The 23944-nt window shown below is 63.6% G+C and carries 17 protein-coding genes; 8 read left to right on the top strand and 9 right to left on the bottom strand.

Features of this window, described 5'->3' with window-relative positions; translation table 11 throughout:
• Positions 1 to 37: 37 nt before the first annotated feature.
• A complete protein-coding gene (locus tag NKH19_RS05295; protein WP_352865107.1) occupies positions 38 to 1612 on the top strand; it encodes an alkaline phosphatase D family protein in 1575 nt (524 codons plus the stop codon).
• 43 nt (positions 1613 to 1655) lie between these two features.
• Here NKH19_RS05295 and NKH19_RS05290 read toward each other — a convergent pair whose 3' ends face one another.
• A complete protein-coding gene (locus NKH19_RS05290) occupies positions 1656 to 1937 on the bottom strand; it encodes a hypothetical protein (protein WP_352865104.1) in 282 nt (93 codons plus the stop codon).
• Between the two features lie 197 nt (positions 1938 to 2134).
• Here NKH19_RS05290 and typA point away from each other — a divergent pair, with 197 nt between their 5' ends.
• Entirely contained in the window at positions 2135 to 3964 is a 1830-nt protein-coding gene (gene typA / locus NKH19_RS05285; RefSeq protein ID WP_352865101.1) for a translational GTPase TypA, read from the top strand.
• Positions 3965 to 4021: 57 nt separating this feature from the next.
• Here the strand turns inward: typA and NKH19_RS05280 are convergent, their stop codons facing one another.
• Positions 4022 to 4648, bottom strand: a complete 627-nt coding sequence (locus NKH19_RS05280) for a DUF1062 domain-containing protein (protein WP_352865099.1) — start codon at positions 4646 to 4648, stop codon at positions 4022 to 4024.
• Positions 4649 to 5398: 750 nt separating this feature from the next.
• On the opposite strand from NKH19_RS05280, the gene NKH19_RS05275 reads away from it, so the two are divergent.
• Complete coding sequence (locus NKH19_RS05275; protein ID WP_352865097.1) at positions 5399 to 6013, top strand: LysE family translocator; 615 nt, start codon at positions 5399 to 5401, stop codon at positions 6011 to 6013.
• A gap of 4 nt (positions 6014 to 6017) precedes the next feature.
• Here the strand turns inward: NKH19_RS05275 and NKH19_RS05270 are convergent, their stop codons facing one another.
• Together NKH19_RS05270 and NKH19_RS05265 are read right to left on the bottom strand one after the other, a co-directional pair.
• On the bottom strand, positions 6018 to 6341 hold the full coding sequence (locus NKH19_RS05270; RefSeq protein WP_352865095.1) for a YciI family protein: 324 nt from the start codon (positions 6339 to 6341) through the stop codon (positions 6018 to 6020).
• A 136-nt stretch (positions 6342 to 6477) separates the two neighbouring features.
• Positions 6478 to 7041, bottom strand: a complete 564-nt coding sequence (locus NKH19_RS05265; protein ID WP_352865092.1) for a peroxidase-related enzyme — start codon at positions 7039 to 7041, stop codon at positions 6478 to 6480.
• Positions 7042 to 7176: 135 nt separating this feature from the next.
• Between NKH19_RS05265 and NKH19_RS05260 the strand changes: the two genes are divergently transcribed.
• Both NKH19_RS05260 and NKH19_RS05255 read left to right on the top strand, forming a co-directional pair.
• Complete coding sequence (locus NKH19_RS05260; protein WP_352865089.1) at positions 7177 to 12039, top strand: NAD-glutamate dehydrogenase; 4863 nt, start codon at positions 7177 to 7179, stop codon at positions 12037 to 12039.
• 253 nt (positions 12040 to 12292) lie between these two features.
• Positions 12293 to 13669 (top strand): MFS transporter, encoded by a 1377-nt coding sequence (locus NKH19_RS05255; RefSeq protein WP_352865138.1) that lies wholly within the window; start codon positions 12293 to 12295, stop codon positions 13667 to 13669.
• Positions 13670 to 13810: 141 nt separating this feature from the next.
• Here NKH19_RS05255 and purH read toward each other — a convergent pair whose 3' ends face one another.
• The 4 genes from purH to htpX all read right to left on the bottom strand — a co-directional run bounded on the left by purH (position 13811) and on the right by htpX (position 19954).
• Positions 13811 to 15427, bottom strand: a complete 1617-nt coding sequence (gene purH / locus NKH19_RS05250) for a bifunctional phosphoribosylaminoimidazolecarboxamide formyltransferase/IMP cyclohydrolase (RefSeq protein WP_352865086.1) — start codon at positions 15425 to 15427, stop codon at positions 13811 to 13813.
• A gap of 152 nt (positions 15428 to 15579) precedes the next feature.
• Positions 15580 to 17304 (bottom strand): heparinase II/III family protein, encoded by a 1725-nt coding sequence (locus NKH19_RS05245; protein WP_352865083.1) that lies wholly within the window; start codon positions 17302 to 17304, stop codon positions 15580 to 15582.
• Positions 17305 to 17552: 248 nt separating this feature from the next.
• Complete coding sequence (locus NKH19_RS05240; protein WP_352865081.1) at positions 17553 to 18941, bottom strand: RsmB/NOP family class I SAM-dependent RNA methyltransferase; 1389 nt, start codon at positions 18939 to 18941, stop codon at positions 17553 to 17555.
• Complete coding sequence (gene htpX / locus NKH19_RS05235) at positions 18938 to 19954, bottom strand: zinc metalloprotease HtpX (RefSeq protein WP_352981890.1); 1017 nt, start codon at positions 19952 to 19954, stop codon at positions 18938 to 18940. Before htpX ends, NKH19_RS05240 begins: the two co-directional genes overlap by 4 nt.
• Positions 19955 to 20059: 105 nt before the next feature.
• Between htpX and NKH19_RS05230 the strand changes: the two genes are divergently transcribed.
• Complete coding sequence (locus tag NKH19_RS05230; protein ID WP_352865076.1) at positions 20060 to 20281, top strand: DUF1674 domain-containing protein; 222 nt, start codon at positions 20060 to 20062, stop codon at positions 20279 to 20281.
• 82 nt (positions 20282 to 20363) lie between these two features.
• On the opposite strand, the gene NKH19_RS05225 is transcribed toward NKH19_RS05230, so the two are convergent.
• On the bottom strand, positions 20364 to 21029 hold the full coding sequence (locus NKH19_RS05225) for an HAD-IA family hydrolase (protein ID WP_352865074.1): 666 nt from the start codon (positions 21027 to 21029) through the stop codon (positions 20364 to 20366).
• Positions 21030 to 21196: 167 nt separating this feature from the next.
• Here NKH19_RS05225 and NKH19_RS05220 point away from each other — a divergent pair, with 167 nt between their 5' ends.
• Together NKH19_RS05220 and NKH19_RS05215 are read left to right on the top strand one after the other, a co-directional pair.
• Positions 21197 to 22066: a transglutaminase-like domain-containing protein gene (locus NKH19_RS05220; protein WP_352865071.1), complete on the top strand. Its 870-nt coding sequence runs from the start codon at positions 21197 to 21199 to the stop codon at positions 22064 to 22066.
• A 328-nt stretch (positions 22067 to 22394) separates the two neighbouring features.
• A complete protein-coding gene (locus NKH19_RS05215; RefSeq protein ID WP_352865069.1) occupies positions 22395 to 23813 on the top strand; it encodes a pilus assembly protein TadG-related protein in 1419 nt (472 codons plus the stop codon).
• Positions 23814 to 23944 lie beyond the last annotated feature (131 nt).

The raw sequence follows: 23944 nt of genomic DNA, 5'->3' as shown, positions 1-23944 counted from the left end.
CCTTGGTGGCACCGTTCAAGCCATCCAGGAAACAGCCATGAACAAGCTTTCGATGACCCGCCGCGCCTTCGTCACGTCCGCCAGCGCCATTGGCCTGGCCGGGGTCTCGAGCCTGGCGCTGCCATACTATTCGCGTGCCAATCAGCGGCCGGCCTTCACCCATGGCGTCCAGTCGGGCGATGTCGACGCCATCAGCGGCATGGTGTGGACGCGCACCGACCGCCCGTCGCGCGTCATGTTCGAGGTGTCGTCGACGGAGAGTTTCGCCAATGCGACGCGCCTGGCACCGCTCGATACATCACCGGCCAGCGACTATACGGTCAAGCGGCTTCTCACCGACCTCGCTTCCGATCAGGACATCTTCTACCGCATGACGTCAGCCGATCTAGCCGACATCAACGCCGTTTCCGAGCCGATCACAGGTCGCTTCAGGACGGCGCCGGCGTCGAAGCGCGACATCCGCTTTGCCTGGTCGGGCGACACAGCCGGCCAGGGCTGGGGCATCGACGAGACCGGCATGAAGACCTACGCCACGATCGGCAGGCACACGCCCGATTTCTTCCTGCATTCGGGCGACACCATCTATGCCGACGGCGCCATGAAGGACGAGGTCGACCTGCCCGGCGGCGGCAAGTGGAAGAACGCCGTGCTGATCGACGGCAAGCGCAAGGTCGCCGAGACGCTGGACGAATACCGGGACCAATGGAAATACAACATGATGGACAGGAACGTGCTCGGCCTGAGCGCCATCTGCCCGACCTTCTACCAGTGGGACGACCACGAAGTTCTGAACAACTGGTCGGACTCGAAGGACCTCAGCGCCGACAATCGCTACACGGAGAAGTCCATCCACGTGCTGGCGGCCCGTGCGGCGCGCGCCTTCCACGAGATGACGACGATCCGCTACGAGCCGTCCGAGCCCGGCCGCGTCTATCGCAAAATCGCTTACGGGCCGCTGCTCGACGTGTTCTTCCTCGACATGCGGTCCTATCGCGGCCCCAACGGTCCGGACATGCAAGATGAGATGACACCGCAATCGCGCATACTGGGCGAACAGCAGACGAAATGGCTGAAGCGCGAACTGGCGAATTCGAAGGCGACCTGGAAAATCATTGCCGCCGACATGCCGCTCGGCCTCGTCGTCTGGGACGACGGCGCCAAGAAAGTCGGTGCCGAAGCGGTCAGCAATGGCGATAGTGGCTTGCCAAAGGGACGCGAGCTCGAGATCGCCGACCTGCTGCGCTTCATCAAGAACGCCGGCATCAGCAACACAGTCTGGCTGACCGCCGACGTGCATTACACGGCCGCCCACCACTACAACCCGGACAAGGCGCGGTTCCAGGATTTCAATCCGTTCTGGGAATTCGTCTCGGGCCCGATCCATGCCGGCACGTTCGGCCCCAATGATTTTGACATGACATTCGGGCCGGAGCTGAAGTTCATCAAGGCGCCGACCGCCGAACAGGGTCAGAACCTGCCGCCATCGGCGGGCCTGCAATTCTTCGGGCTAGTCGATATTTCAGGCGCCAGCGAGCAGATGACGGTGCGGCTGATGGATCGCGACGACAACGAACTCTACAAGGTGACGCTCGACCCGGTGCGGTCGGCGTAAGCGCGCGGTCTGTTGGAAAAGCGTCCCGGACGCCCGCCACGTCTTAGTCTGGGTAGCAGACCATTGGAATGTTCGGCCAGACGGCGCTGTCGCAGTTGGCGGTATCCTGCCTATGCTTGAAGGAGGCGCTGACCGGGCCGGTCACCATCGGGTCGACACCGTCGGGTGCGTCGGCGAAGACCTGCTCGGCTGTCTGCGTGCCGGACTGCGCGACGGGGCGCGTCTCGCGCAGCGTCGCGGCCGACTGCGCGGCGTTGGCGGCCAGCAGGATTGCAAAGGCCGCGGACGCGATGAGTGGCCAAAATCGGTTGAGTTTATCGGTCATGATTTTCGAACTGCCCGGACCCGGAAAGGTTCCCGCCTTGGTTAACAAAATCATCTCACACGCGGATGCTTAAGATTTGATGAGTATTTGGTGGCGCGCCTCCTCTTTCGCAACTGCGAAAAACCCTGTATGAGCCGCGCAACCGAAAGAGGCAGCGCCTTTTGGCCTGCTGCCTGCAACGCTTCCGAGACCAGAACATGAAAATCCGTAATATCGCGATCATCGCGCACGTCGACCATGGAAAAACCACCCTCGTCGACCAATTGCTCCGCCAATCCGGCTCCTTCCGGGACAACCAGCGTGTCGCCGAACGCGCCATGGATTCCAACGACCTCGAAAAGGAACGCGGCATCACCATCCTGGCCAAGGCGACCTCGGTCGATTGGAAGGACACCCGCATCAACATCGTCGACACCCCCGGCCACGCCGATTTTGGCGGCGAGGTCGAACGCATCCTGTCGATGGTGGACTCAGCCATCGTGCTGGTCGACGCGGCCGAAGGGCCGATGCCGCAGACCAAATTCGTCGTCGGCAAGGCGCTCAAGGTCGGCCTGAAGCCGATCGTCGTCATCAACAAGATCGACCGTCCGGACGCCCGCCATGTCGAAGTGGTCAACGAGGTGTTCGACCTGTTCGCAGCGCTCGACGCCACCGACGAGCAGCTCGACTTCCCGATTCTGTACGGTTCGGGCCGTGACGGCTGGGTTTCGGAAAACCCGGAAGGACCGAAGGACCAGCAGCTGGCGCCGCTGTTCGACCTCGTCATCAAGCATGTGCCGGCGCCGACCGTGCATCCCGGCCCGTTCCGCATGATCGGCACCATCCTGGAAGCCAATCCGTTCCTCGGCCGCATCATCACCGGCCGCATCGAATCAGGCACGTTGAAGTCCAACCAGCCGGTCAAGGTGCTGCACCATGACGGCACGCTGGTCGAAACCGGCCGTATCTCCAAGATCCTCGCTTTCCGCGGCCTTGAGCGCCAGCCGATCGAAGAAGCCCAGGCGGGCGATATCGTCGCCATTGCCGGCCTGTCGAAAGGCACCGTCGCCGACACGTTCTGCGATCCGGCGGTGAGCGAGCCGCTGCATGCGCAGCCGATCGATCCGCCGACCGTGACCATGTCCTTCCTCGTCAATGACAGTCCGCTGGCCGGCACCGAAGGCGACAAGGTGACCAGCCGCGTCATCCGCGACCGCCTGCTGCGCGAGGCCGAAGGCAATGTCGCGCTGAAGATCGAGGAATCGCCCGACAAGGATTCGTTCTTCGTCTCCGGCCGCGGCGAATTGCAGCTGGCCGTGCTGATCGAGACGATGCGCCGCGAAGGCTTTGAAATCGCCGTGTCGCGTCCGCGCGTCGTCATGCAGAAGGGCGAAAATGGCGAGCTTCTCGAGCCGGTCGAGGAAGTCGTCATCGACGTCGACGAGGAGCATGCCGGCATCGTCGTGCAGAAGATGTCGGAGCGCAAGGCAGAGATGGTCGAACTGCGTCCGTCCGGCGGCAACCGCCAGCGCATCGTCTTCCACGCGCCGACGCGCGGCCTGATCGGCTACCAGTCGGAACTGTTGACCGACACGCGCGGCACCGCCGTGATGAACCGGCTGTTCCATGCCTATGAGCCCTACAAGGGCGAATTGCCTGGCCGCACCAACGGTGTGCTGATCTCCAACGAGCAGGGCGAGGCGGTGGCCTACGCCATGTGGAACCTGGAAGACCGCGGCCCGATGGTCATCGACCCGGGCGTCAAGGTCTATCAGGGCATGATCATCGGCATCCACAGCCGCGACAACGATCTCGAAGTGAACGTGCTCAAGGGCAAGAAGCTGACCAACATCCGCGCCGCCGGCAAGGACGAGGCGGTGAAGCTGACCCCGCCGATCCGCATGACGCTGGAGAAGGCCTTGGCCTGGATCCAGGACGACGAACTGGTCGAAGTGACGCCGAAGACGATCCGGCTGCGCAAGCTCTATCTCGACCCGAACGAGCGCAAGCGCTTCGAGAAGTCGGCCAAGGCGGTCGGCGCGGCATAAGCTTCTTTATTTCCAAAGAGGGGGCGGAGCAAACCAATGCTCCGCCCCCTCTTTCGTTCATCCACCGGCAGCCGACATAATGTCGTCCTGGTCTACTTCACCGGCCAGATCCATGCGGATGGTCATTCCCTGGCGGGCCGGCTTGCGCAAGGCTTTGGCACCGTCGGGATGAACGACCAGCAATCGTCGCTCTTCCAGCGCTTGAAGCCGTGATCGCGAGATGCCGAGTTCGCCGGCGAGCAGCCGATCGAGTCGCAGCGACGTCGGTATTTCGAGGCCAAGCTGGAGCTCCAGCGCGGTTGCCGTCTCCCTTGCGCCGCCAAGCCTGCGCTTGTGAACGGCGACATCGGGAAATTCCTCGAGGCGCCCGATCCGGTTTCGCAGCGCGACGACATCGAAGGCATGGCGGCGGGCCAGTCCCGGATCGTTGCTTTCGAGCGCCCGCAGCCAAGCAGGCTCGATGTCGCGGCGGTTACAGCGCTCGAAAATGCCGAAATTCCAGGAATTGTCGCAGTCGATGCAGCGGTAGATCAGCCAGACATCGATGCGCTTGCCGTTGGCGTTGACGCGGAATTTCCCGCTGCTGCAATAGGCTTTCACAGTGCCGCAGCGATTGCAGTTGATGAGCGGTCGCGGTGCGATTTTGGGCGCGATAGCCCAGTGGATGCGCAGAGTGCCGGACATGCCGATAAGCCCTTCCCGTCGGGAAGTTCATCAGGCCGGCGATGTCGAGATGCCCATGCGGGCACGGCGTGGCGATAGGCTGCGGTTTTTGGAAATCGGGTGTCACGGGCAAAAGCCGCGCGACGCGGTTCAGCAGTGCCAAACCGGTCTCGAACCGCCGCCCAGAGGAACACATGAAAATGAAAACAGACACCGCGAATGCGGCGTCATGCAGTGTGTCGGGGGAGTTGACGAGACCGGCGGTTACGTAGGCAAAGTGAAGCTCAAAATTGTTTCGCGGCAGCACTTCTAGCCGCGAGATGCAGGCCGGGCAAGGGGTTCGGCAGTTGATGCATAACAAGAGTCGCACAGTTGCTGATGTCGGCGCCGCCCCTCATCGCCCTGCCGGGCACTTCTCCCCGTATAGTGACCTATTGGATTCACACATCTTTCTGCGGCGGCTAAAGAAACGTGAAATCAAAGACTTAAGTGAGGGCGATGTCGTCATGATCCCTTGGCGGCGCTAGTGTGTGAATGCCATAGGTATAGTGACGGGGAGAAGGACGGCTTCGCAAAGGATTTCGCCAATCTCCAACGTTGCGGAAAAGATGCCAAGGTTGCGGCCAGCCCCCTTCTCCCCGTCACTATACGGGGAGAAGATGCCGGCAGGCAGATGAGGGGCGGCGCAAACGCCTCTTCAGAGGCGAAATTTCGCTGCCAAATCGCCGTCGATCGGCTATCCTTCGCTCTCTAACGTTGAAGGCCCTGGCCATGCACCTCACATCGCTCCTGATCTTCGCCGCCGCCTTGTTCGTTGCCGCCGGCTCGCCCGGTCCATCGATCGCGGCGCTCGTCGCGCGCGTCATTTCGAAAGGCTTCCGCGACGTGTTCCCGTTCCTGCTTGCCATGTGGATCGGCGAGGGCATCTGGCTGTCGCTGGCGGTATTCGGGCTGGCCGTGGTGGCGCAGACCTTCCATTTCGCCTTTGTCGTCGTGAAATGGGTCGGCGTCGCCTACCTCGCCTACCTTGCCTGGAAGATGTGGACCGCACCTGTCGACGCGAAAGAGGGCGAGATGCCGCGCGAGGATTCTCCGGCAAAGCTGTTCTTCGCCGGCATGGCGGTAACGCTCGGCAATCCCAAGATCATGATGTTCTATCTGGCGCTGCTGCCGACCATCATCGACCTCGCTTCGGTCAGCATCGTCGGCTGGGTCGAGTTGACGGCGACCATGGCCGTGGTGCTTGTCGCCATCGATCTGGCCTGGGTGCTCGCCGCATCACAGGCGCGCAAGCTCCTGAAGAGCAAGCGCGCCATGAAGATCGCCAACCGCATCAGCGCCACGACGATGGCCGGCGCGGCCGCGGCGATCGCGGCGCGGTCATAACCCGTCACATCATCTCAATGATGGGCGCGATCTCGACGCTGAAACCCGGGTCCATCAGGATCGGGCAATCCTTGGCCTTGGCTACGGCATCGTCGATATCTTTCGCTTCGACGATCGTGTAGCCGGCAGTCGGATTGCTGCCGCCATTGTTCTCGACCTTGCCGCCGGGTAGCACCATCTTCGACATGCCGACCGGATTGCCGCCGTCGACCACGGCCGAGCCGAGCTTGCCATACCAGCCGTTCCAGGCGTCCATTGCCGCTTTCCGCTCGGCCTCGTCGGTCGGCATCTTGCCCGAGCCATGATAGACGTAGAGATACTTCGCCATGTTCTCCTCCCTTGGTGAGCGGCATCGAACCGGCATGCGGTCATGCCGCCTGCCGATCATCGGACCAAACCGGCAAACAAGCAATGAGAATGCGAGACAGCTAATATAAGGCCCAGTCGGGTTGCAGCCGCCAGCCTCACCGCGCCATAGCGTGATATTCGTCGTTTGGCCGCATATCGATCGCCGCGGCCACCCGGTTCGACATGTTGAAGAAGGCCGCGGTCGAGGCGATGTCCCAGATGTCGCGATCGGTGAAGCCGGCCTTGCGAAGTGCTGCCCGATCGGCCTCGACAATCTTCGCCGGCTCCTCGGTCAACTTGACGGCGAATTCGAGCATTGCGGTCTGCTTGGGCGAAAGATCGGCGGCGCGGAAATTCATCACCATCATTTCGCCGAGCGCCGGGTCGCCGGACAACTGGCGTACCGCCGCGCCATGGGCGGTCAGGCAATAGTAGCAATGATTTATCGAAGAGACGGCGACCGCGATCATCTCCCGCTCCAGCTTCGACAGGCCGGATTCTCCGAGCATCAAATCGTTGTACATGTCGGTGAAAGCACGCAGCTTCTTGTCATCGAAGGCGTAGGCGCGCAGCACGTTGGGGACGAGGCCGAGCTTCTCCTCGCATTTGGCGAAATAGGTCTTTGTCGCCTCGCTCAGATCTCCCGAGGCAAGGTCAAGCGCGGTGATTTTGCCAGTCATGGGTCATTTCTCCTCGTTGGACGGCGTCTTGTTGCGGAATTCCGATATTTCTTTGCAAGCCGTCAAACCTTTGTCGCCAAACAGCGGTCATCTGCTACCATAGTCGTAAAAGCATTGACGGGAGGGAAGTGCCTCATGGCCAGCGTGAAATCCGCGAGCAAGCCGAAGAAAAAAACCACGGCAGCGACAAAAGCGGAGGAAAGGCCAGCCAGGCTCGCCGACTATCTGCTCGCCCGCGCGCCGGCTGAAGATCTCGCCGCCTATGAAATGGCCGATCTCGAACGCGCCGCCGATCTCGCCGGCCAGGCAATCGCCGTTCACAAGAAAGGCGAGTGCGTCGTCGCCGTCGACGCCGATTCCGGCGTTGTCCGAGACGGCCGCCCGGTGACGGTCATCACGGTCGTCAACGACAACATGCCGTTCCTGTTCGATTCCATCCTTGGCGAAATCACCGAGACGTCAGGCGAGCCGATGCTGGTCACCCATCCGGTCATCGTGGTTCGTCACGGCAAAGGCGGTGTGGAAGAGATCCTCGGCGACGGCAATTTCGCCAAGGATGACGGCAGCCACGACCGGCTGAGCGTCATCCATGTCCACATACCGCGGCTGACCGCGGAGCAGGCGAGCGGATTGACCGAGCGGTTGCGCAAGACGCTCCGCCAGGTTCATGCCGCCGTCCACGACTGGAGACCGATGCTGGCCCGCCTCGATCAGGCGATTTCCGAATTCCGCTATTCGGCGGTGCCGCTCGACAAGAAAAGCGTTGCCGAGGCGATCGCTTTCCTCGAGTGGCTGCGCGACGACAATTTCACCTTCCTCGGCATGCGCGAGTTCAAATACACCGGCGGCGAGGAGAGCGGCACACTGGAGCGCGCCGACAAGGCCGGCCTCGGCATCCTCGCTGATCCCGATGTGCTGGTGCTCAGGCGCGGCACCGAAGCGGTGACGACAACGCCGGAGATCCGCGCCTTCCTGCATGGGCCGGAGCCGCTGATCGTCACCAAGGCCAATGCCAAGTCTTCCGTGCATCGCCGCATCTATCTCGATTACATCGGCGTCAAGACCTACACCGCCAAAGGCACGCTGGCGGGCGAATTGCGCATGGTCGGCCTGTTCACCTCGACCGCCTACACGCGCTCGGTGATGAAGATCCCTTATCTCCGGTCAAAGGCCGAAACCATCATCGCCAAGTCCGGCTTCGACCGGCACGACCACTCCGGCAAGGCGCTGATCAACGTTTTGGAGAGCTATCCGCGCGACGAATTGTTCCAGGTGCCGGTGCCGATCCTGAGGAAGCACGCCGCCGCCATTCTCGGTCTGGTCGAGCGGCCGCGGGTCCGGGCGCTGGTGCGCGCCGACCAGTTCGACCGCTTCGTCTCGATCCTCGTCTTCGTGCCGCGCGACCGTTACGACAGCGTGGTGCGCGAGAAGATCGGCCTCTATCTGAAAACCGTGTTCGAGGGCCGGCTGTCGGCCTACTACCCGGCATTCCCCGAAGGCGGGCTGGCGCGCGTGCACTTCATCATCGGCCGTTCCGGCGGCAAGACGCCGAAGGTCGAGCAAGCGACGATCGAAGCCGCGATCCGCGACATCGTGCGTACCTGGGAAGATGCGCTTTCAGATGCGGCGGAGGCCAATGGCGCCGACCAGATGTTGAAGAGCATCGCCGCGCGGCTGCCGGAAAGCTACCGCGATTCGTTTAGCGCGGCGGTAGCGCTGGCCGATGCCGGGCGCATTGCCAAAATCAGCGCCGGCAATCCGATCGCCATCAACTATTATCGCCATGGCGAGCAGAAGCCGCACCAGGCAGCGCTGAAGATCTATCACCACGGCAGCCCGGTGGCGCTGTCGCGGCGCGTGCCGGTGCTGGAAAACATCGGCTTCCGCGTCATCAGCGAACGCACCTTCGAAGTCGGTGACGGCCAGTCCGGCCAGATCAGTAGCGGTCAGCCCGGCATGATCAATAGTGATCAGCCCGGCATGATCAGTAGTGATCAGCCAGGCCGGGTCTTCATCCACGACATGGAGCTGGAGAACAGCTACGGCAAGCCAATCGATCTGACCGATGGCGGGGCGCTGTTCGAGGACGCGTTCTTGTCCGTCTGGCGCGGCGACGTCGACAATGACGGCTACAATGGCCTTGCCCAGACCGCGGGCCTGTGGTCGGGCGAGATCACCGTCCTGCGCGCCTATGGCCGCTATCTGCAGCAGGTTGGCATTCCGCAAAGCCAGGATTTCATCGCCGCCGCGCTCAATCGCTATCCCGATATCGCGCGCGGCCTGCATGCGCTGTTCATCGCCAGGCTTGGCCCGACAGCCGAGACCGAAGGCGTGGTGGCGGCAAAGCACCTCAAGGCAAAGATCAAGGACGCGCTGGAAGACGTTCCCAACATCGACGACGACACCATCATCCGGCGCTATCTCAATCTGATCGAAGCCTCGCTGCGCACCAATCATTTCGTTGCCGATACGAAAGAGAAAGGCCAGTCGCTGGCGATCAAGCTCGATTCGCATGCGGTGGAAGGCTTGCCGGCGCCGCGGCCGTGGCGGGAGATCTTCGTCTACGGTTCTGAAGTCGAGGGCCTGCATCTGCGCTTCGGTCCGGTGGCGCGCGGCGGCCTGCGCTGGTCGGACCGCGCCCAGGACTATCGCACCGAGGTGCTCGGCCTGGTCAAGGCGCAGCAGGTCAAGAATGCCGTCATCGTGCCGGTCGGCGCCAAAGGCGGCTTCTACCCGAAGAAGCTGCCGATGACCGCCGGCCGTGACGCGATCTTCGAGGCCGGCACCTCGGCCTACAAGAACTTCGTCTCCAGCCTGCTGTCGATCACCGACAATATCGGCCTCGAGGGTGTCATCCCGCCGGCCGGCGTCGTGCGCCGCGACCCGGACGATCCGTATTTCGTCGTTGCCGCCGACAAGGGCACGGCGACCTTCTCCGACATCGCCAACGCCATCAGCGAGCAGCACGGCTTCTGGCTCGACGACGCTTTCGCCAGCGGCGGCTCGGCCGGCTACGACCACAAGAAGATGGGCATCACCGCCAAGGGCGCATGGGAAGCCGTCAAGCGGCATTTCCGAGAGATCAACCGCGATATCCAGACCTCGCCTTTCACTGTCGTCGGTGTCGGCGACATGTCGGGCGACGTGTTCGGCAACGGCATGCTGTTGTCGCCGAAGACCCGGCTGATCGCCGCCTTCGATCATCGCGACATCTTCATAGATCCCGATCCGGATATGGCCGCGTCGATGGCCGAACGCGAGCGCATGTTCGCTCTCCCCCGCTCGAGCTGGCAGGACTACGACAAGACCAAACTGTCGGAAGGCGGCATCGTCGTCTCGCGCAACCAAAAGTCGATCACCCTGCCGGCTGCGGCGGCGGCAGCGATCGGCCTTGGCAAGACGACCGCCACGCCGGTCGAGATCATGACCGCCATCCTGAAGGCGCCGGTCGATCTTCTGTGGTTCGGCGGCATCGGCACGTATTTGCGAGCATCGACCGAGACCAATGCCGAGGTCGGCGACCGCGCCAACGATGCCATCCGCGTGACCGCGCTGGACGTGCGCGCCAAGGTGATCGGCGAGGGTGCCAATCTCGGCGTCACCCAGCGGGCGCGCATCGAGTTCGGCATGAACGGAGGCCGTTGCAATTCCGACGCCATCGACAATTCCGGCGGCGTCAACTGCTCCGACGTCGAGGTCAACATCAAGATCGCGCTGGCGTCAGCCATGCGCAAGGGATCGTTGACGCGCCCTGCTCGCAACAAGCTGCTGGCCGAGATGACGGACGAGGTCGGCTCGCTCGTCCTGTCCAACAACTACCAGCAGACGCTGGCACTTTCGATCGCCCGCAAGCGCGGCCTCGCCGACATCGCGCATCAGAGCCGTTTCATGACGGCGCTGGAGGCGCGCGGCCTGCTCGACCGCGCCGTCGAGACGCTGCCGTCGCCGGCGGCACTCGCCGAGCGCGAAGCGCGCGGCGAACCGCTGACCAGGGCCGAGCTCGGTGTGCTGCTCGCCTATGCCAAAATCGTGCTGTTTTCCGACATCGTCGCCAGCGACGTGCCGGACGACGCGCATTTCGACCGCGACCTGATGGGTTATTTTCCCGACCGGATGGCGAAGAAATACGCCGCCGAAATCCACGGCCACCGGCTGCGCCGCGAGATCATTACGCGCGTCGTCGCCAACGATCTGGTCAATCGCGGCGGCCCGTCCTTCGTCAACCGGCTGCAGGAGGCCACGGGGCGCACCGCTGCCGACGTGGTGCGGACCTTCGCGGTGGTGCGCGACGGTTTTGCCTTGCCGGCGCTCTATCGCGAGATCGACGCGCTCGACAACCAGATCGATGGCCAGGTGCAGCTCGATCTCTATCAGATGGTCAGCCGGCTGATCTATGTGACCAGCGGCTGGTATCTGAAGAACGATGTCGGCACGGCAGCCCTTGGCCAGCGCATCGCCGAACTGCTGGAAGCCCGCAAGGCGCTGGAGCCTAGGCTCGTTTCGCTGCTGCCGGCCTTCTCGCGCGAGCGGATCGAGGAGAAGCGGCACGGGCTGTTCAAGAGCGGCGCGCCGGAACGGCTGGCCGAGCAGCTGGCGCTGAGCGAGGTGGCGGAACTCATCCCCGACATCGCGCTGACGGCGCGCACCGCCGGCGCCGACATCGTCGCGGCGGCCACAGCATTCTTCGCCGTGAGCGATGCCTTCCGCATCCCGCGTGTCGAGGACGCGGCACGCTCGATCACGCCGTCGGACTATTACGACCAGCTGGCGCTTTCGCGCGCCACCGACATGATCGGCGCCGCGCGGCGCGGCATCGCGGTGGCGGCACTCACCGGTCATGCCAAGACGGCCGATCCGGTGGCGGCCTGGCTGGAAGCTGGCGGCGAGCGGGTGGCGCGCATCCGCGAGCGGCTGCAGGCGCTGACCGAAGGCGGCGACATCACCGTGTCGCGGCTGTCGGTCGCTTCCGGGTTGATGAGCGACTTGACGGGGATGTGAGTTGGTTTGTTTTCACCCGGCTGTCGCCACCTTTTCCCCGCATAGCGACGAGGGAAGGGATTCGGCCGCAATGCTGGCTTTCTCGCGACGCCGATGATTGGCGAAACCGTCAATGACGACGTCTTTCTCTCCGTCGCTATACCGGGAGAAATGCCCGACAGAGCCATGAGGGCGGCGCAATGCTTGATATTTGCATGAATGCTGGAAAAATGCAGACATGGCGCCCGATACGGGCACGGCCGGGGGAATCATCATGGCGGTAGAGGCGGTGCAGCGCGCGTCTGGACGTGGTATCTGGGGATGGATGCTGTTCGACTGGGCCGCGCAGCCGTTCTTCACGGTCATCACCACCTTCATCTTCGGGCCGTACTTCGTCTCACGCATGGCGAGCGATCCGGAAACCGGCCAGGCGGCCTGGGGTTACGGCATTGCCGCGGCGGGCCTGGTCATCGCCGTGCTGTCGCCGATCCTGGGCTCGATCGCCGATCAGACCGGCCCACGCAAGCCGTGGATCGCGTTCTTCGCCGCGGTCAAGGTCACCAGCCTTAGCCTGCTTTGGTTCGCGGCTCCCGGTTCGAACCTTTTCCTGGTCGTGTTCTTGTTCTCGCTGGCGTCGGTCGCGGCCGAGTTTTCGACCGTGTTCAACGATTCGATGATGCCGCGCCTGGTGCCGAAGAGCGAGATCGGACGGATTTCCAACATGGCGTGGGGCCTTGGATATCTCGGCGGCATGATCGCGCTGATCTTCGTGGTCGCCTGCATGGCCGGTTCGCCGGAGACGGGCAAGACGATCATCGGCATCGACCCGCTGTTCGGGCTCGACCCGAAACTCGGCGAGGACGCCCGCGCCACCGGGCCGCTGTCGGCCGGCTGGTACTTCCTGTTCATCCTGCCGATGTTCTTTTTCACGCCCGACGCCCTCAAGGGCCTGCCGATCGGCCCGGCGGTGCGAGAGGGGTTGGCTGAGCTGAAAGTAACACTGGGTGAGGTGCGCAAGCGCAGCGGTATCTTCCGCTTCCTTGTCGCCCGCATGATCTATCAGGACGGCGTCAACGCGCTGCTGGCGCTGGGTGGTACGTTTGCGGCTGCAATGTTCCATTGGTCGATCACCGAGATCGGCATTTTCGGCATCATTCTCAATGTCGTCGCCATCTTCGGCTGCCTGGTTGCAGCCCGTCTCGACACGGCGCTTGGTTCAAAAACCATCGTGATGATCTCACTGGTCCTGCTCGGCATCGCCACGATCGGCATCGTCTCGACCGGACCGGGTTACACTTTGTTCGGCCTCTGGATGATGCCCGGACCAGACAGCGGCGGCCTGTTCGGTACGACGGCGGAAAAGGCCTACATCTTCTTCGGCCTGTTGATTGGCGTGGCTTTCGGGCCGGTGCAGGCGTCGTCGCGTTCCTACATGGCGCGCAGCGTTACCGCCGCCGAATCCGGCCGCTATTTCGGAATTTATGCGCTTGCCGGGCGGGCGACCAGTTTCCTGGCGCCGTTCATGGTCGCGTCCGTCACCTTGGCCAGTGGCTCGGCGCGCCTCGGAATGGCGGTGATCGTGCTGTTCCTTGGGCTCGGCATGGCGATCCTGGTCAAGACGCCCTATCCGGCGGATCGACCGGCGGAGTGAGTTTACCCTCCCCCTTGTGGGGAGGGTCGATCCGCGAAGCGGAGCGGGGTGGGGGTGCGGCGCCGCCCCCACCCCGTCTCACGAATTTTGCTTCGCAAAAATCGTTCACCGACCCTCCCCACAAGGGGGAGGGTAAGGTACTCAATGCCGGAAATGCCTCACGCCCGTAAAGACCATGGCGATGCCATGCTCGTCGGCGGCGGCGATGACGTCCTTGTCGTTCATCGAGCCGCCAGGCTGGATTACGGCAGTGGCGCCCGCGGCGATGGCGGCCAGCAGTCCGTCGGCGAAGGGGAAGAAGGCGTCGGAAGCGACGACCGAGCCCTTGGTCAGCGGTTCGGCAAGGCCCGCAGCCTCGGCGGCGTCGAGCGCCTTGCGCGCGGCGATGCGTGAGGAATCGACCCGGCTCATCTGGCCGGCGCCGATGCCGACGGTGGCGCCATCCTCGACGTAAACGATGGCGTTGGACTTGACGTGCTTGGCGACGCGGAAGGCGAATTTGAGGTCGTCCATTTCGGCCGATGTCGGCGCGCGCTTGGTCACCACCTTCAACTCAAGGTCGTCGACGACGGCATTGTCGCGGCCCTGGACCAGCAGGCCGCCGGCGACGGATTTGACCGTCGTACCAGGCGTGCGCGGGTCCGGCAGGCCACCGGTGACCAGCAGGCGCAGGTTTTTCTTTGCCGCCACGATTGCCGCTGCCTCGTCGGTCGCGCCGGGCGCGATGATCACCTCGGTGAAGGTCTTGACGATTTCTCCGGCGGCGTCGGCGTCGAGAATGCGATTCACAGCGACGATGCCGCCGAAGGCCGAGACCGGATCGCAGGCCAGCGCCTTGGCGTAGGCCGCCTTCAGCGAGGTGCCTTCGGCGACGCCGCACGGGTTGGCGTGCTTGATGATGGCAACCGCGGCGGAACGGTCGGGATCGAATTCGCCGGCCAGTTCGAAGGCGGCGTCGGTGTCGTTGATGTTGTTGTAGGAGAGCTGCTTGCCCTGCAGCTGGCGTGCCGTGGCGACGCCGGGCCGCTTGTCGCCATTGAGGTAGAAGCCGGCGCTCTGATGCGGGTTCTCACCGTAGCGCATTACCTCGACCAGCTTGCCGCCAAAGGCGCGCCAAGTCGGGTGCTCGATCTCGAGCGCTTCGGCAAACCAGCCGGAGATCGCCGCGTCATAGGTGGCGGTGCGGGCAAAGGCTTTGGCCGCCAGTTTCTTGCGGAAATCCAGCGACAGCGAGCCGATGTTCAGCTCCAGCGCGTTCAGCACCGAGGCGTAGTCGCCGGGATCGGTGACGATGGCGACATAGGCGTGGTTCTTGGCCGAGGCGCGGATCATTGCCGGTCCGCCAATGTCGATGTTCTCGACGATCGATGCGTAATCGGCGCCGGAGCGGCGGACCTCCTCGAACGGATAGAGATTGGAGACCACGAGATCGATCGGCTCGATGCCGTGTTTGCGCATTGCAGCCGCATGATCCGGGTCGTCGCGCACGCCAAGCAGCGCGCCATGCACGTTGGGATGCAAGGTCTTGACCCGTCCATCCATGATCTCGGGAAAACCGGTGAGCTCGGAGACGTCGCGCACAGCAAGGCCGGCTTCGGCGATTGCCTTTGCCGTGCCGCCGGTCGAGACCAGCTCGACGCCGGCCGCCGCCAGCGCCTTGGCGAAATCGATGAGGCCGGTCTTGTCGAAGACGGAGAGCAGGGCGCGACGCACCGGAACGAGGTCAGGTGCTGGAATGTTCTTGGCGGCGACGGCCATGGGCTGGCGGCCTTTCACGGCTGGTGTGATGGATGCCGCGCCCGTAGCACATGCCATCGGGAAATCAAACCGGAAGCGGCGCCTGTCTCTTTGTTTTGCCGCATGGTGTTTGTCCGAAAGGTCCGCAACTTTCGGCATCATGCTCGACACGATCAGTTGATTTCCGGGTAACCGGCGATGCTGGTGCGCGTCAGTTGCCAGTGGACTTCGGCGACTTCCGAGGCCTTGAAGGCAAGCACGATCTGGCGGCTGCGGCGCGGGCCGCCAAGACCGGCGAAATAGATCGATTCCTCGACCTCCGGCACCACCTCGGTGCACGTAAATACCCAGGTGTCGGCCTGATCGACGGTCATCACCAGGCGATCATGCTCGTCCTGCAGCAGGTTGATGTCGGGGTGGACGTGGAAGCGGACGGTGACGAAGTCGCGGCCGTTGTTGCGGATCGCCGCATTGCCGGGCCGCTGGAAGCGGTCCCTGCCGGCCAGCACATTGCCGTTCGAGGACAGCTTCAGTTCGCGCTCATGCAGGAAGCCGAAGCGCGGGACATAACCGTCATGGCGGGCGATGAACCCCTGAACGCCCTTCTGATCGATGCGCTTGCACTGCACATGCTGGGGGCCGCCGATCAGCGGCGAACCGAGCAGGTCGTTGACGCGCAGCGAATGGCTGAAGCGTGCCGACGAGGTGTCGTTGATGGTGGCGGTCGAGTGCGCGGCCGTGGCGCGCGCCAGCGGCCGGAATTCAGCCGCGCCATAGGTGTCGATGCCGGCATTGACGATATAGTGCTGGCGCCCGGACGACAGTTCGAAGGCGAGGCAGCTGGCATGTGCGGCGTTGGACACGTCGATCGGCGGCGGCAGGCCGGTGTCGGCGATAACCGTCACGCCCCCCATCGACAGGCGCTCATAGCCGGAATGCGGCGCATGCAGCAGTGGCGCGCCGGCGGTGTCGTCGTGGCGAAGGATGGTGGCGATGCGGTCGTGGATGGTGGCGCCCATGCCGTTGAAGCGAGCGAGGCTGCCGTCCTGATGGCGGAAGAAGCGCAGCGCCGGCAGCATGCGGTCGATGGCGCCGATCAGCGCCTGCGGCGGCGTTTCCGCCTGGTTGGCATAGGTTTGCCGCAGCGGCAGAAGGTCGGCGAGGATTTCCAGGACGACCATCGGATTGCGCGAAATATGCCCGCCGTCGGCGAGGATCTGGCGGTCGAGTTCCGCGGCAAGGTTGCGGGTCGCGCCGCGCAGCGCCGATGCCGGTGCCGGCAGGGACAAAGCGGCGAAGGCGAGCGCGATGCGGGCGCGCAGCCTGTCCTTGCCGTCCGGCATCTCACGCGCCATCGACCTGAGGTAGCGGATCTGGACGGCGAGCGATTTCAGGAAGGCGCGGTAGAAGGGGAACTCGGCCCCCTGCAGCACGACGGGGGAGTGCTGCAGCCAGGCGATGATGCGCTTGGCGGCGGTGCCGGGCTCCCAGGCGACGCCGGAAATGTGGCTACCATGCATGACGATCCAGTCGGAAACCAGGGCGCGGGCATTGGCGGCGGCAAGCTCCGTACCGGCGGCGCGCATGTGGCGCAGCCAGCGAAACCCGTGCAGCGTTTTCTGCCAGCCATGATTGGGCACGTTGATCTGGAAAGGTGACTTGCCGCCGGTTTCGACCAGATGCCCAGACAGGGGATAGCGACCGTAGTAGATTTCGAGTGCGATCTGTGGGTCGGCGAGGCGCAGGTCCGGCGGTGCGATCAGCACACGTTCCGGCGTGCGGCCGGAATAGCGCCAGCGGTAGACCGGCCCGGCACGCAGGCGCCGGCGCGTTTTGCGCCAGAACTCCTTCGCGACAAGCGTCCACAGACGCGTCGTGCTGCTGGCAGCAAGTGCCAAAACCCCTCCTGATCGTCCATTACCCCGACGCCGAGTTTACATGATTGCAGGACTCGTGCGAAGGCGAATTCCATGGGACGCCGCCGGTTCACCCGGTTTTGCCCCCGATCATCGCTAAAAAGCCAGTAAATCCGGGGGCAGTTAAATCAAAGCGCGTCGCGCCCGACCGGTTGAATGCAACGCGCTTTGGTCTTCTGTTTATGCATGTCGTTGTCCCAAAACCGCTGCACACTTTTGGGCGACATGCATTAGCCGGCTCGGCGGATGCGAGCCGCGAAGAAGCCGTCGAGGCCGGAGATCCCGGGCGAACCAAGGTCGAGGTCGGCGGGCGTGGTGCGCAGCGTGCCCTGCGGCGTCAGGAATGGATCGATGCCGGCGATCTCGCCTTGCCGCAGCGGATCGTTGGCTATGTCGGCCGTGCCGGCCAGAAAGGCGCGATAGAGGTCCTCGCCTTCGAGCGGGTCGAGCGAACAGTTGGAAAAGACGATCCTGCCGCCGGGTTTCACCAGCGTGACGGCGCGGGCGAGAAGCCTGCGTTGCAGGTCGGCGAGTTTCTCGACATCGGCCGCCGTCTTGGTCCATGGCACGTCGGGATGCCGCCGCACCGTTCCGGTGGACGAGCAGGGCGCGTCGAGGAGAACGGCGTCGAACAATTCCTTCGGCTCGTATTTGAGCAGGTCGGCCTGGACGATCTCGGCGGACAGACCGAGACGGTCGAGGTTCTGCGTCAGCCGCACCAGCCGGTTTTTCGAGGTGTCGACGGCGGTGACCCTGGCGCCGGCGAGAATGAGCTGCGCGGTCTTGCCGCCGGGGGCTGCGCAGAGATCGGCGACGCGAAGTCCCCTGACATCGCCGAACAGCCGGGCCGGCAGACTGGCCGCGGCGTCCTGGACCCACCAGGCGCCTTCGGCGAAGCCTGGCAGTTCGGTGACGGGGCCAACGAGATTCTCCACCCGAATTGTGCCGGTCGGCAGGACGATGCCGCCGAGCTTTTCGGCCCACAGCTCGGGATCGGCCTTGACCGAAAAGTCGACCGGCGCCTCCACGCGGTGGGCTGCCAGGATCTTTCGGGCCTTGTCATTGCCGTAAGTGGCCTTCAGCCGGTCGGAAAACCATTTGGGCGCTTCGTCGGTAGCGGCGAGAGCGGCAGGAAGTTCCGTTTCCTTGGCCCGCGCCAACGTGCGCAGCACGCCGTTGACCAGGCCGGAGAATCGCACCGTGCGCGGATCGGACTTTGCATGGGTCACGGCCAGGTCGACTGCTGCGCTGTCGGGGATATCGAGGAACAGGATCTGCGCGGCCGCCACATGCAATATGTGCGACAGTGCGGTCGCGTTGGGCGGCAGCGGCTTCTCCAGGCGCCGCGCCAGCAGCCCTGAAATGGTCATGCGATAGCGCAGCGCGGTGACCAGAATGGCGCGGACCAGGCCACGATCACGCAAATCGAGCGCCTTGTATTGCGGATGGCCGTTCTCGTGGTCGGTCAGCCCGTCAAGCGGGGTCCTGGCATCGATGACGGCGGCAAGCAGGCGCGCCGCTGCCTTGCGGGCGGCGAGGCCGGCAACGAGGTCGCCGCCGTCCCTGTGTTCCTGGTCACCTGAAACCGTACGTCGAGGTCCTCTGTCCGCCACGCTCACGACCACCGGCCCTTGGGTCCGGTCGGGTTGCGACCCCACGGGTTGGATTTCGGCTTGGCGGGTTCCGCCGGCATCTCGGGCTGTGCGACCTCGTCCCATGGCCCCGATGGCCGCTGTTCGTCTGCTCGCGGCGTCTGGGCCCGGCGCGGAACCTGAGCGCCGCCGCCTTGCATCTGCCGCGCCATCGCCTGGAGAGCAGCGATGCGGTTTTCTGTGTTCGGGTGGGTGGAAAACAGACTGTCCATATGCTCGCCGGAAAGAGGATTGATGATGAAGAGATGCGCGGTCGCCGGGTTGCGCTCGGCATCGGGGTTGCGGATGCGTTCGGCGCCGCGGGCGATCTTGTCAAGGGCCGATGCCAGCCAGAGCGGGTGTCCACAGATTTCGGCGCCGCGCCGGTCGGCCTCGTATTCGCGGGTGCGGCTGACCGCCATCTGCACGATCATCGCGGCAAAGGGCGCCACGATCATCGCCGCCAGCACGCCAACAAAGCCGAACGGGTCGTTGTTGTCGCGATTGCCGCCAAAAAAGAAGGCGAAATTGCCGAGCATCGAGATGGCGCCGGCGAAGGTGGCGACGATCGTCATGGTCAGCGTGTCGCGGTGCTGCACATGGGCGAGTTCGTGCGCCATGACAGCCGCGACCTCTTCGTGCGTCAGTGCCTGCAAAAGACCGGTGGAGGCGGCGACCGCCGCGTTCTGCGGATTGCGACCGGTGGCGAAGGCATTCGGCTGTGGGTTGTCGATCAGATAGGTCTTCGGCATCGGCAGGCCGGCCTGTTTGGCCAGCGACTGGACGATGGCGTAATATTCGGGGGCGGTCCTTTCGTCGACCTCGACGGCGCGGTTCATCGACAGCACCATCTTGTCGGCGTTCCAATAGCTGAACAGATTGGTGCCGGCGGCGATCAGCAGAGCGATCATCATGCCGCCGGTTCCGCCGATCAAAAAGCCGACGCCCATGAACAGTGCCGTCATCGCCGCAAGAAGCATGGCGGTGCGAAGTGTGTTCATCGTCTGCTCCTGTCCAGATGGTAGCGAAAAAGGGTCGATCGTTGTGGGTTCATCGCTATATGATGGGAAACGCCAGTTCCTGTTTCAATCCGCCGGAAATATCGCATGAACGACGAAACCAGTAAAACCGATGCCGACCCTGGTCGTGACGTTGGGCCAAAGGCACTGACGCCGGAAGCCAGACGTGCGCTCGCGGAAGCCGAAGCAAGACGCATAAGATATCTGGAGAAGGAAGCAGCGGCGCCGAAGGAAATCGGCGGCCGCGGCGGCAAGGAGCCTGGTCGCTATGGCGATTGGGAGGTCAAGGGCCTGACCAGCGACTTCTAAGGTATGTTGATATTCAGGTGATGCTGGTCTGCAAGCCTGACCTGAATCTCAACACACCTTTAGACGGCGTTGCGCTAGATATCTAGGCGGCGCTGCGCTGCGGCTCGAGCGCGATCCAGCCATCTTCGTGGACGGTGACGCCGATCATCTCATAGCCGGCGATCGCGGCATGCTGCGTTGGCAATGGATGCTGGTGCGTGGCGTTGACGACCATGACCGCAGACCCCGCCGCCTCGGCGGCCGCGATGCCAGCCGGAGCATCCTCGAACACAAGGCAGTCGCGCGCATCGAAGCCGAGCCGTTCAGCGCCAAGCCGGAAGCAATCGGGCGCCGGCTTGCCGCGGGAAACATCTTCCGCCGCGACGATGACGGCCGGGACAGGGATGCCGGCGGCCTTCATGCGCAACAGCGCCAGCTCGCGTGGCGCTGAGGTCACGATCGCCCAGCGCTCGGGCGGCAGCGCGTCGAGAAACGCCACGGCGCCGGCGATCTGGAGAATACCATCCAGATCGGCCGCCTCGGCCTTCAGCAGCAGATCAGCCTCGTGCGCCGGGTCGACGCCAGGGAGTGCCAGGCTGGTGATGGTCTCGATCGCCCGCACGCCATGGATCGTCGGCAGGAAGGCGGCGACGTCCAGGCCCTGACGGCGTGCCCATTCGCTCCACACCCGTTCCGCCGAGGCGATGGAATTGATGAGCGTGCCATCCATATCGAAGAGGAAGGCCGCGAATTTTCTGCCTGAGTACATGATTTTCCTTGAGTTTTTGGGGGAGCGCTTGTGGCGATCCCGAACCTAACGCCTCGCTCACGGCAGGGGAAGACACGGGTCGGGCTTTTCAATCGGCCAGGGAACCACGGCAACCCCCCCGGCGTTTGAACAAGACTGCTTTCCACGACGATCGAAGGGGGACCGCGATGCTGATCCGGCTCGGCTACGAAATCGCCATCGAATGTAACGCGGCCACCCCGGTGATTTCGCTGCTCGAAGTCCACGAGGAAAGACAGGCCGACATCAAGCGGCAGACGCGGGTGCTGACATCGCCTGCCGTGCCGACCAGGCTCTACCACGATCCATACGGCAATGCCTGCCGCCGGTTCACCGCGCCCGCTGGCGGCTTTCGCATTCTTTACGACGCGGTCGTCGAGGACAGCGGCGAGACCGACGAGGTCAACACGCTGGCCAGGGAGGTGCCGGTGGCGGACCTGCCCGACGAGGTGCTCGGTTATCTCCTGGGCAGCCGCTATTGCGAGACGGATCATCTGAGTGACCTAGCTTGGCAGCTCTTCGGCGACATCCCGCCTGGTTGGGCGCGCGTGCAAGCCATCGTCGACTATGTCCACAACCGGTTGTCGTTCGGCTATGGCTATGCGCGCTCGACCCGCACCGCGGCCCAGGCGCATGAGGAGCGCGTCGGCGTCTGCCGCGATTACGCCCACCTGGCGATCACGCTGTGCCGCTGCATGAACATTCCGGCGCGCTATGTGAACGGCTATCTCGGCGACATCGGCGTGCCGATCGATCCGGCGCCGATGGATTTCTCGGCATGGCTGGAAGTGTTCCTCGACGGCAAGTGGTACACGTTCGATCCCCGCCACAACATGCCGAGGATCGGCCGCGTCGTCATCGCGCGCGGCCGCGACGCCACCGACGTGCCGCTCCTGCACAGCTTCGGTCCGCACCGGCTCAGCCTGTTCAAGGTGTGGACCTACGAACAGGAAGGCAATCTGTTCAACCCGCCCTATCACGGCATCGACAGGACGGTCAGCGCGCGGATGCTGGCCTAGTAGTCGTAAGGCGTCCGATCAGACCATTTCGCGTTCTGTGGTTTCGAGACAGCTGGTCCGCTTCGGCACAGAGGCCCTGTGCCGCAACAGGACGTCGTTGAGCTTTCTTCGATCGCTTCGTCTTGAGGATGGTAACCAGCTCGTAAACGCTGCCGCGGCCCGCGTTGTTCTGTTTACCAGTCATTCACCTTCGCAAAGGTCGAAATCAAGCAAAAACAATGTGTTGCTGAAGGGCGGCGTGCTTTCGGAGGCCGAGCGGCGTCGTCCGGCGGGAATCCTGCATTGCCTTGTCCGCGGCGACGAGGCCGAGGCAAGCGGAGGCTGTAGGATGCGGAATTACGGGGATCTTGTTCACGCGGTCGGCGGGTTCGCCAGGGATCGCGGTGGAAATTTCGCAGTCCTGTTCGGGCTTGCTACATCGGTCCTGGCGCTGGGCGTTGGCTTTTCCGTCAACGTCTCTCAGCTGTACAATGCCAGATCCAGCCTGCAGGGCGTGCTCGACGCCGCGGTTACGTCGACGGCACGTGATCTGACGACTGGCGTCATCGGGGAAGGCGACGCCAACAGGTCGGTGCAGGCCTTTCTTGACGCCAACAGCGCGGCGGGCATCCTGCAGGCCGGCCAGATCGTGCTGGACAGGCTGATTGTCGACAGGACGGCCAAGACGGTCGAGGCGGACGTGCATGCCGATGTCGCCCTGTATTTCCCGATTCTTGGCGTGGGCGACATGAAGCGCGTCACCGCTTCCACGACGGCACTTTATTCGGACAAGACCATCGAAGTGGCGATGATGCTCGATGTGACCGGTTCGATGGGGCCGAACGCATGGGCCAAGACCAACAAGATCGCAGATCTGCAAAGTGCCGCTTCTGGAGCTGTCAGTGATCTGCTGGACAACAACATCGATGCGAAAAACCCACGTGTGCGCGTGGCGATTGTTCCCTATGCCGAGGCGGTGAATACCGGTGGTCTCGCTGACAGCGTCTTCGTCGAGACGAGAGGCGGGCCGAATCTGCCGCCGCCTGTGGATGCTCCCGTTTCGGCGTCGGTGACACCCGCGCCGGACAAATGTGCCAACGAGCGCAAGGACAAGGATGGCTATGCCGACACGTCATCCGACGGGCCTTACACGTCGCGGTGGGACAACAACGGCAAAGAGTATCTGGCTAGAATCAATCGGGATGATCGCATGAGAACGTGCCCGACGCCGGAGCTCATCCCGTTGTCGGCCGACGAGGAGAAACTGCTCGACACGATCGACGATTTCAGCGCGGCAGGCGTGACCGCCGGCGGCATCGCCGTGCAGTGGGGCTACTACATGCTTTCGCCGTCGTGGCGCCCGACGATCGTCAATGCCGGGCTCGGTGCGGGTCCCGCCAATTTCGACAAGAGGAAGGTCGCCAAGGTCGCCATCCTGATGACGGACGGCCAGTTCAATACAGCGTTCGCCGGCGGTAGCGGGGCGTCAAAATCACAGAACGCGGGCCAGATGTCGCGTGGCAATGCCGAAGGTATCTGCGATGCCATGAAGCGCGACGGCATCGAAATCTTCACGATAGGCTTCGACCTGAACGATCCGACCATGACGGCGACCGAACGGGACCAGGCGAAAAGCGTGCTCCAGGATTGCTCCACGGCGGACACATCCTCGCTGAAGCATTATTACGAGGCCGCAACCGGTGCGGAACTGAAGCAGGCGTTCGATGACATCGTCCGGAACATCGAGAAGGTCACCGTTGCCAAATAAGCTCTCAAGAACTGCGGTTCAGTCGTGATCGCCCAAACGGAAAAGGCCGCCGCTTCTCGCGAAGCTGGCGGCCTTCCGTGTTTCCGTCCGTGGCGCGGCCCTATGGCGATGACACAGGTCACCCGCCGCGC

The sequence above is a fragment of the Mesorhizobium sp. M1338 genome (assembly GCF_040318045.1).
Taxonomy (GTDB): domain Bacteria; phylum Pseudomonadota; class Alphaproteobacteria; order Rhizobiales; family Rhizobiaceae; genus Mesorhizobium.
This window is presented reverse-complemented; position numbering and strand designations above follow the sequence as displayed.

Coding starts and splice junctions, on each gene's coding strand:
- NKH19_RS05295 (WP_352865107.1), top strand. CDS start 38: ATGAACAAGCTTTCGATGACCCGCCGCGCCTTCGTCACGTCCGCCAGC.
- NKH19_RS05290 (WP_352865104.1), bottom strand. CDS start 1,937: ATGACCGATAAACTCAACCGATTTTGGCCACTCATCGCGTCCGCGGCC.
- typA (WP_352865101.1), top strand. CDS start 2,135: ATGAAAATCCGTAATATCGCGATCATCGCGCACGTCGACCATGGAAAA.
- NKH19_RS05280 (WP_352865099.1), bottom strand. CDS start 4,648: ATGTCCGGCACTCTGCGCATCCACTGGGCTATCGCGCCCAAAATCGCA.
- NKH19_RS05275 (WP_352865097.1), top strand. CDS start 5,399: ATGCACCTCACATCGCTCCTGATCTTCGCCGCCGCCTTGTTCGTTGCC.
- NKH19_RS05270 (WP_352865095.1), bottom strand. CDS start 6,341: ATGGCGAAGTATCTCTACGTCTATCATGGCTCGGGCAAGATGCCGACC.
- NKH19_RS05265 (WP_352865092.1), bottom strand. CDS start 7,041: ATGACTGGCAAAATCACCGCGCTTGACCTTGCCTCGGGAGATCTGAGC.
- NKH19_RS05260 (WP_352865089.1), top strand. CDS start 7,177: ATGGCCAGCGTGAAATCCGCGAGCAAGCCGAAGAAAAAAACCACGGCA.
- NKH19_RS05255 (WP_352865138.1), top strand. CDS start 12,293: ATGGCGGTAGAGGCGGTGCAGCGCGCGTCTGGACGTGGTATCTGGGGA.
- purH (WP_352865086.1), bottom strand. CDS start 15,427: ATGGCCGTCGCCGCCAAGAACATTCCAGCACCTGACCTCGTTCCGGTG.
- htpX (WP_352981890.1), bottom strand. CDS start 19,954: ATGAACACACTTCGCACCGCCATGCTTCTTGCGGCGATGACGGCACTG.
- NKH19_RS05230 (WP_352865076.1), top strand. CDS start 20,060: ATGAACGACGAAACCAGTAAAACCGATGCCGACCCTGGTCGTGACGTT.
- NKH19_RS05225 (WP_352865074.1), bottom strand. CDS start 21,029: ATGTACTCAGGCAGAAAATTCGCGGCCTTCCTCTTCGATATGGATGGC.
- NKH19_RS05220 (WP_352865071.1), top strand. CDS start 21,197: ATGCTGATCCGGCTCGGCTACGAAATCGCCATCGAATGTAACGCGGCC.
- NKH19_RS05215 (WP_352865069.1), top strand. CDS start 22,395: ATGCGGAATTACGGGGATCTTGTTCACGCGGTCGGCGGGTTCGCCAGG.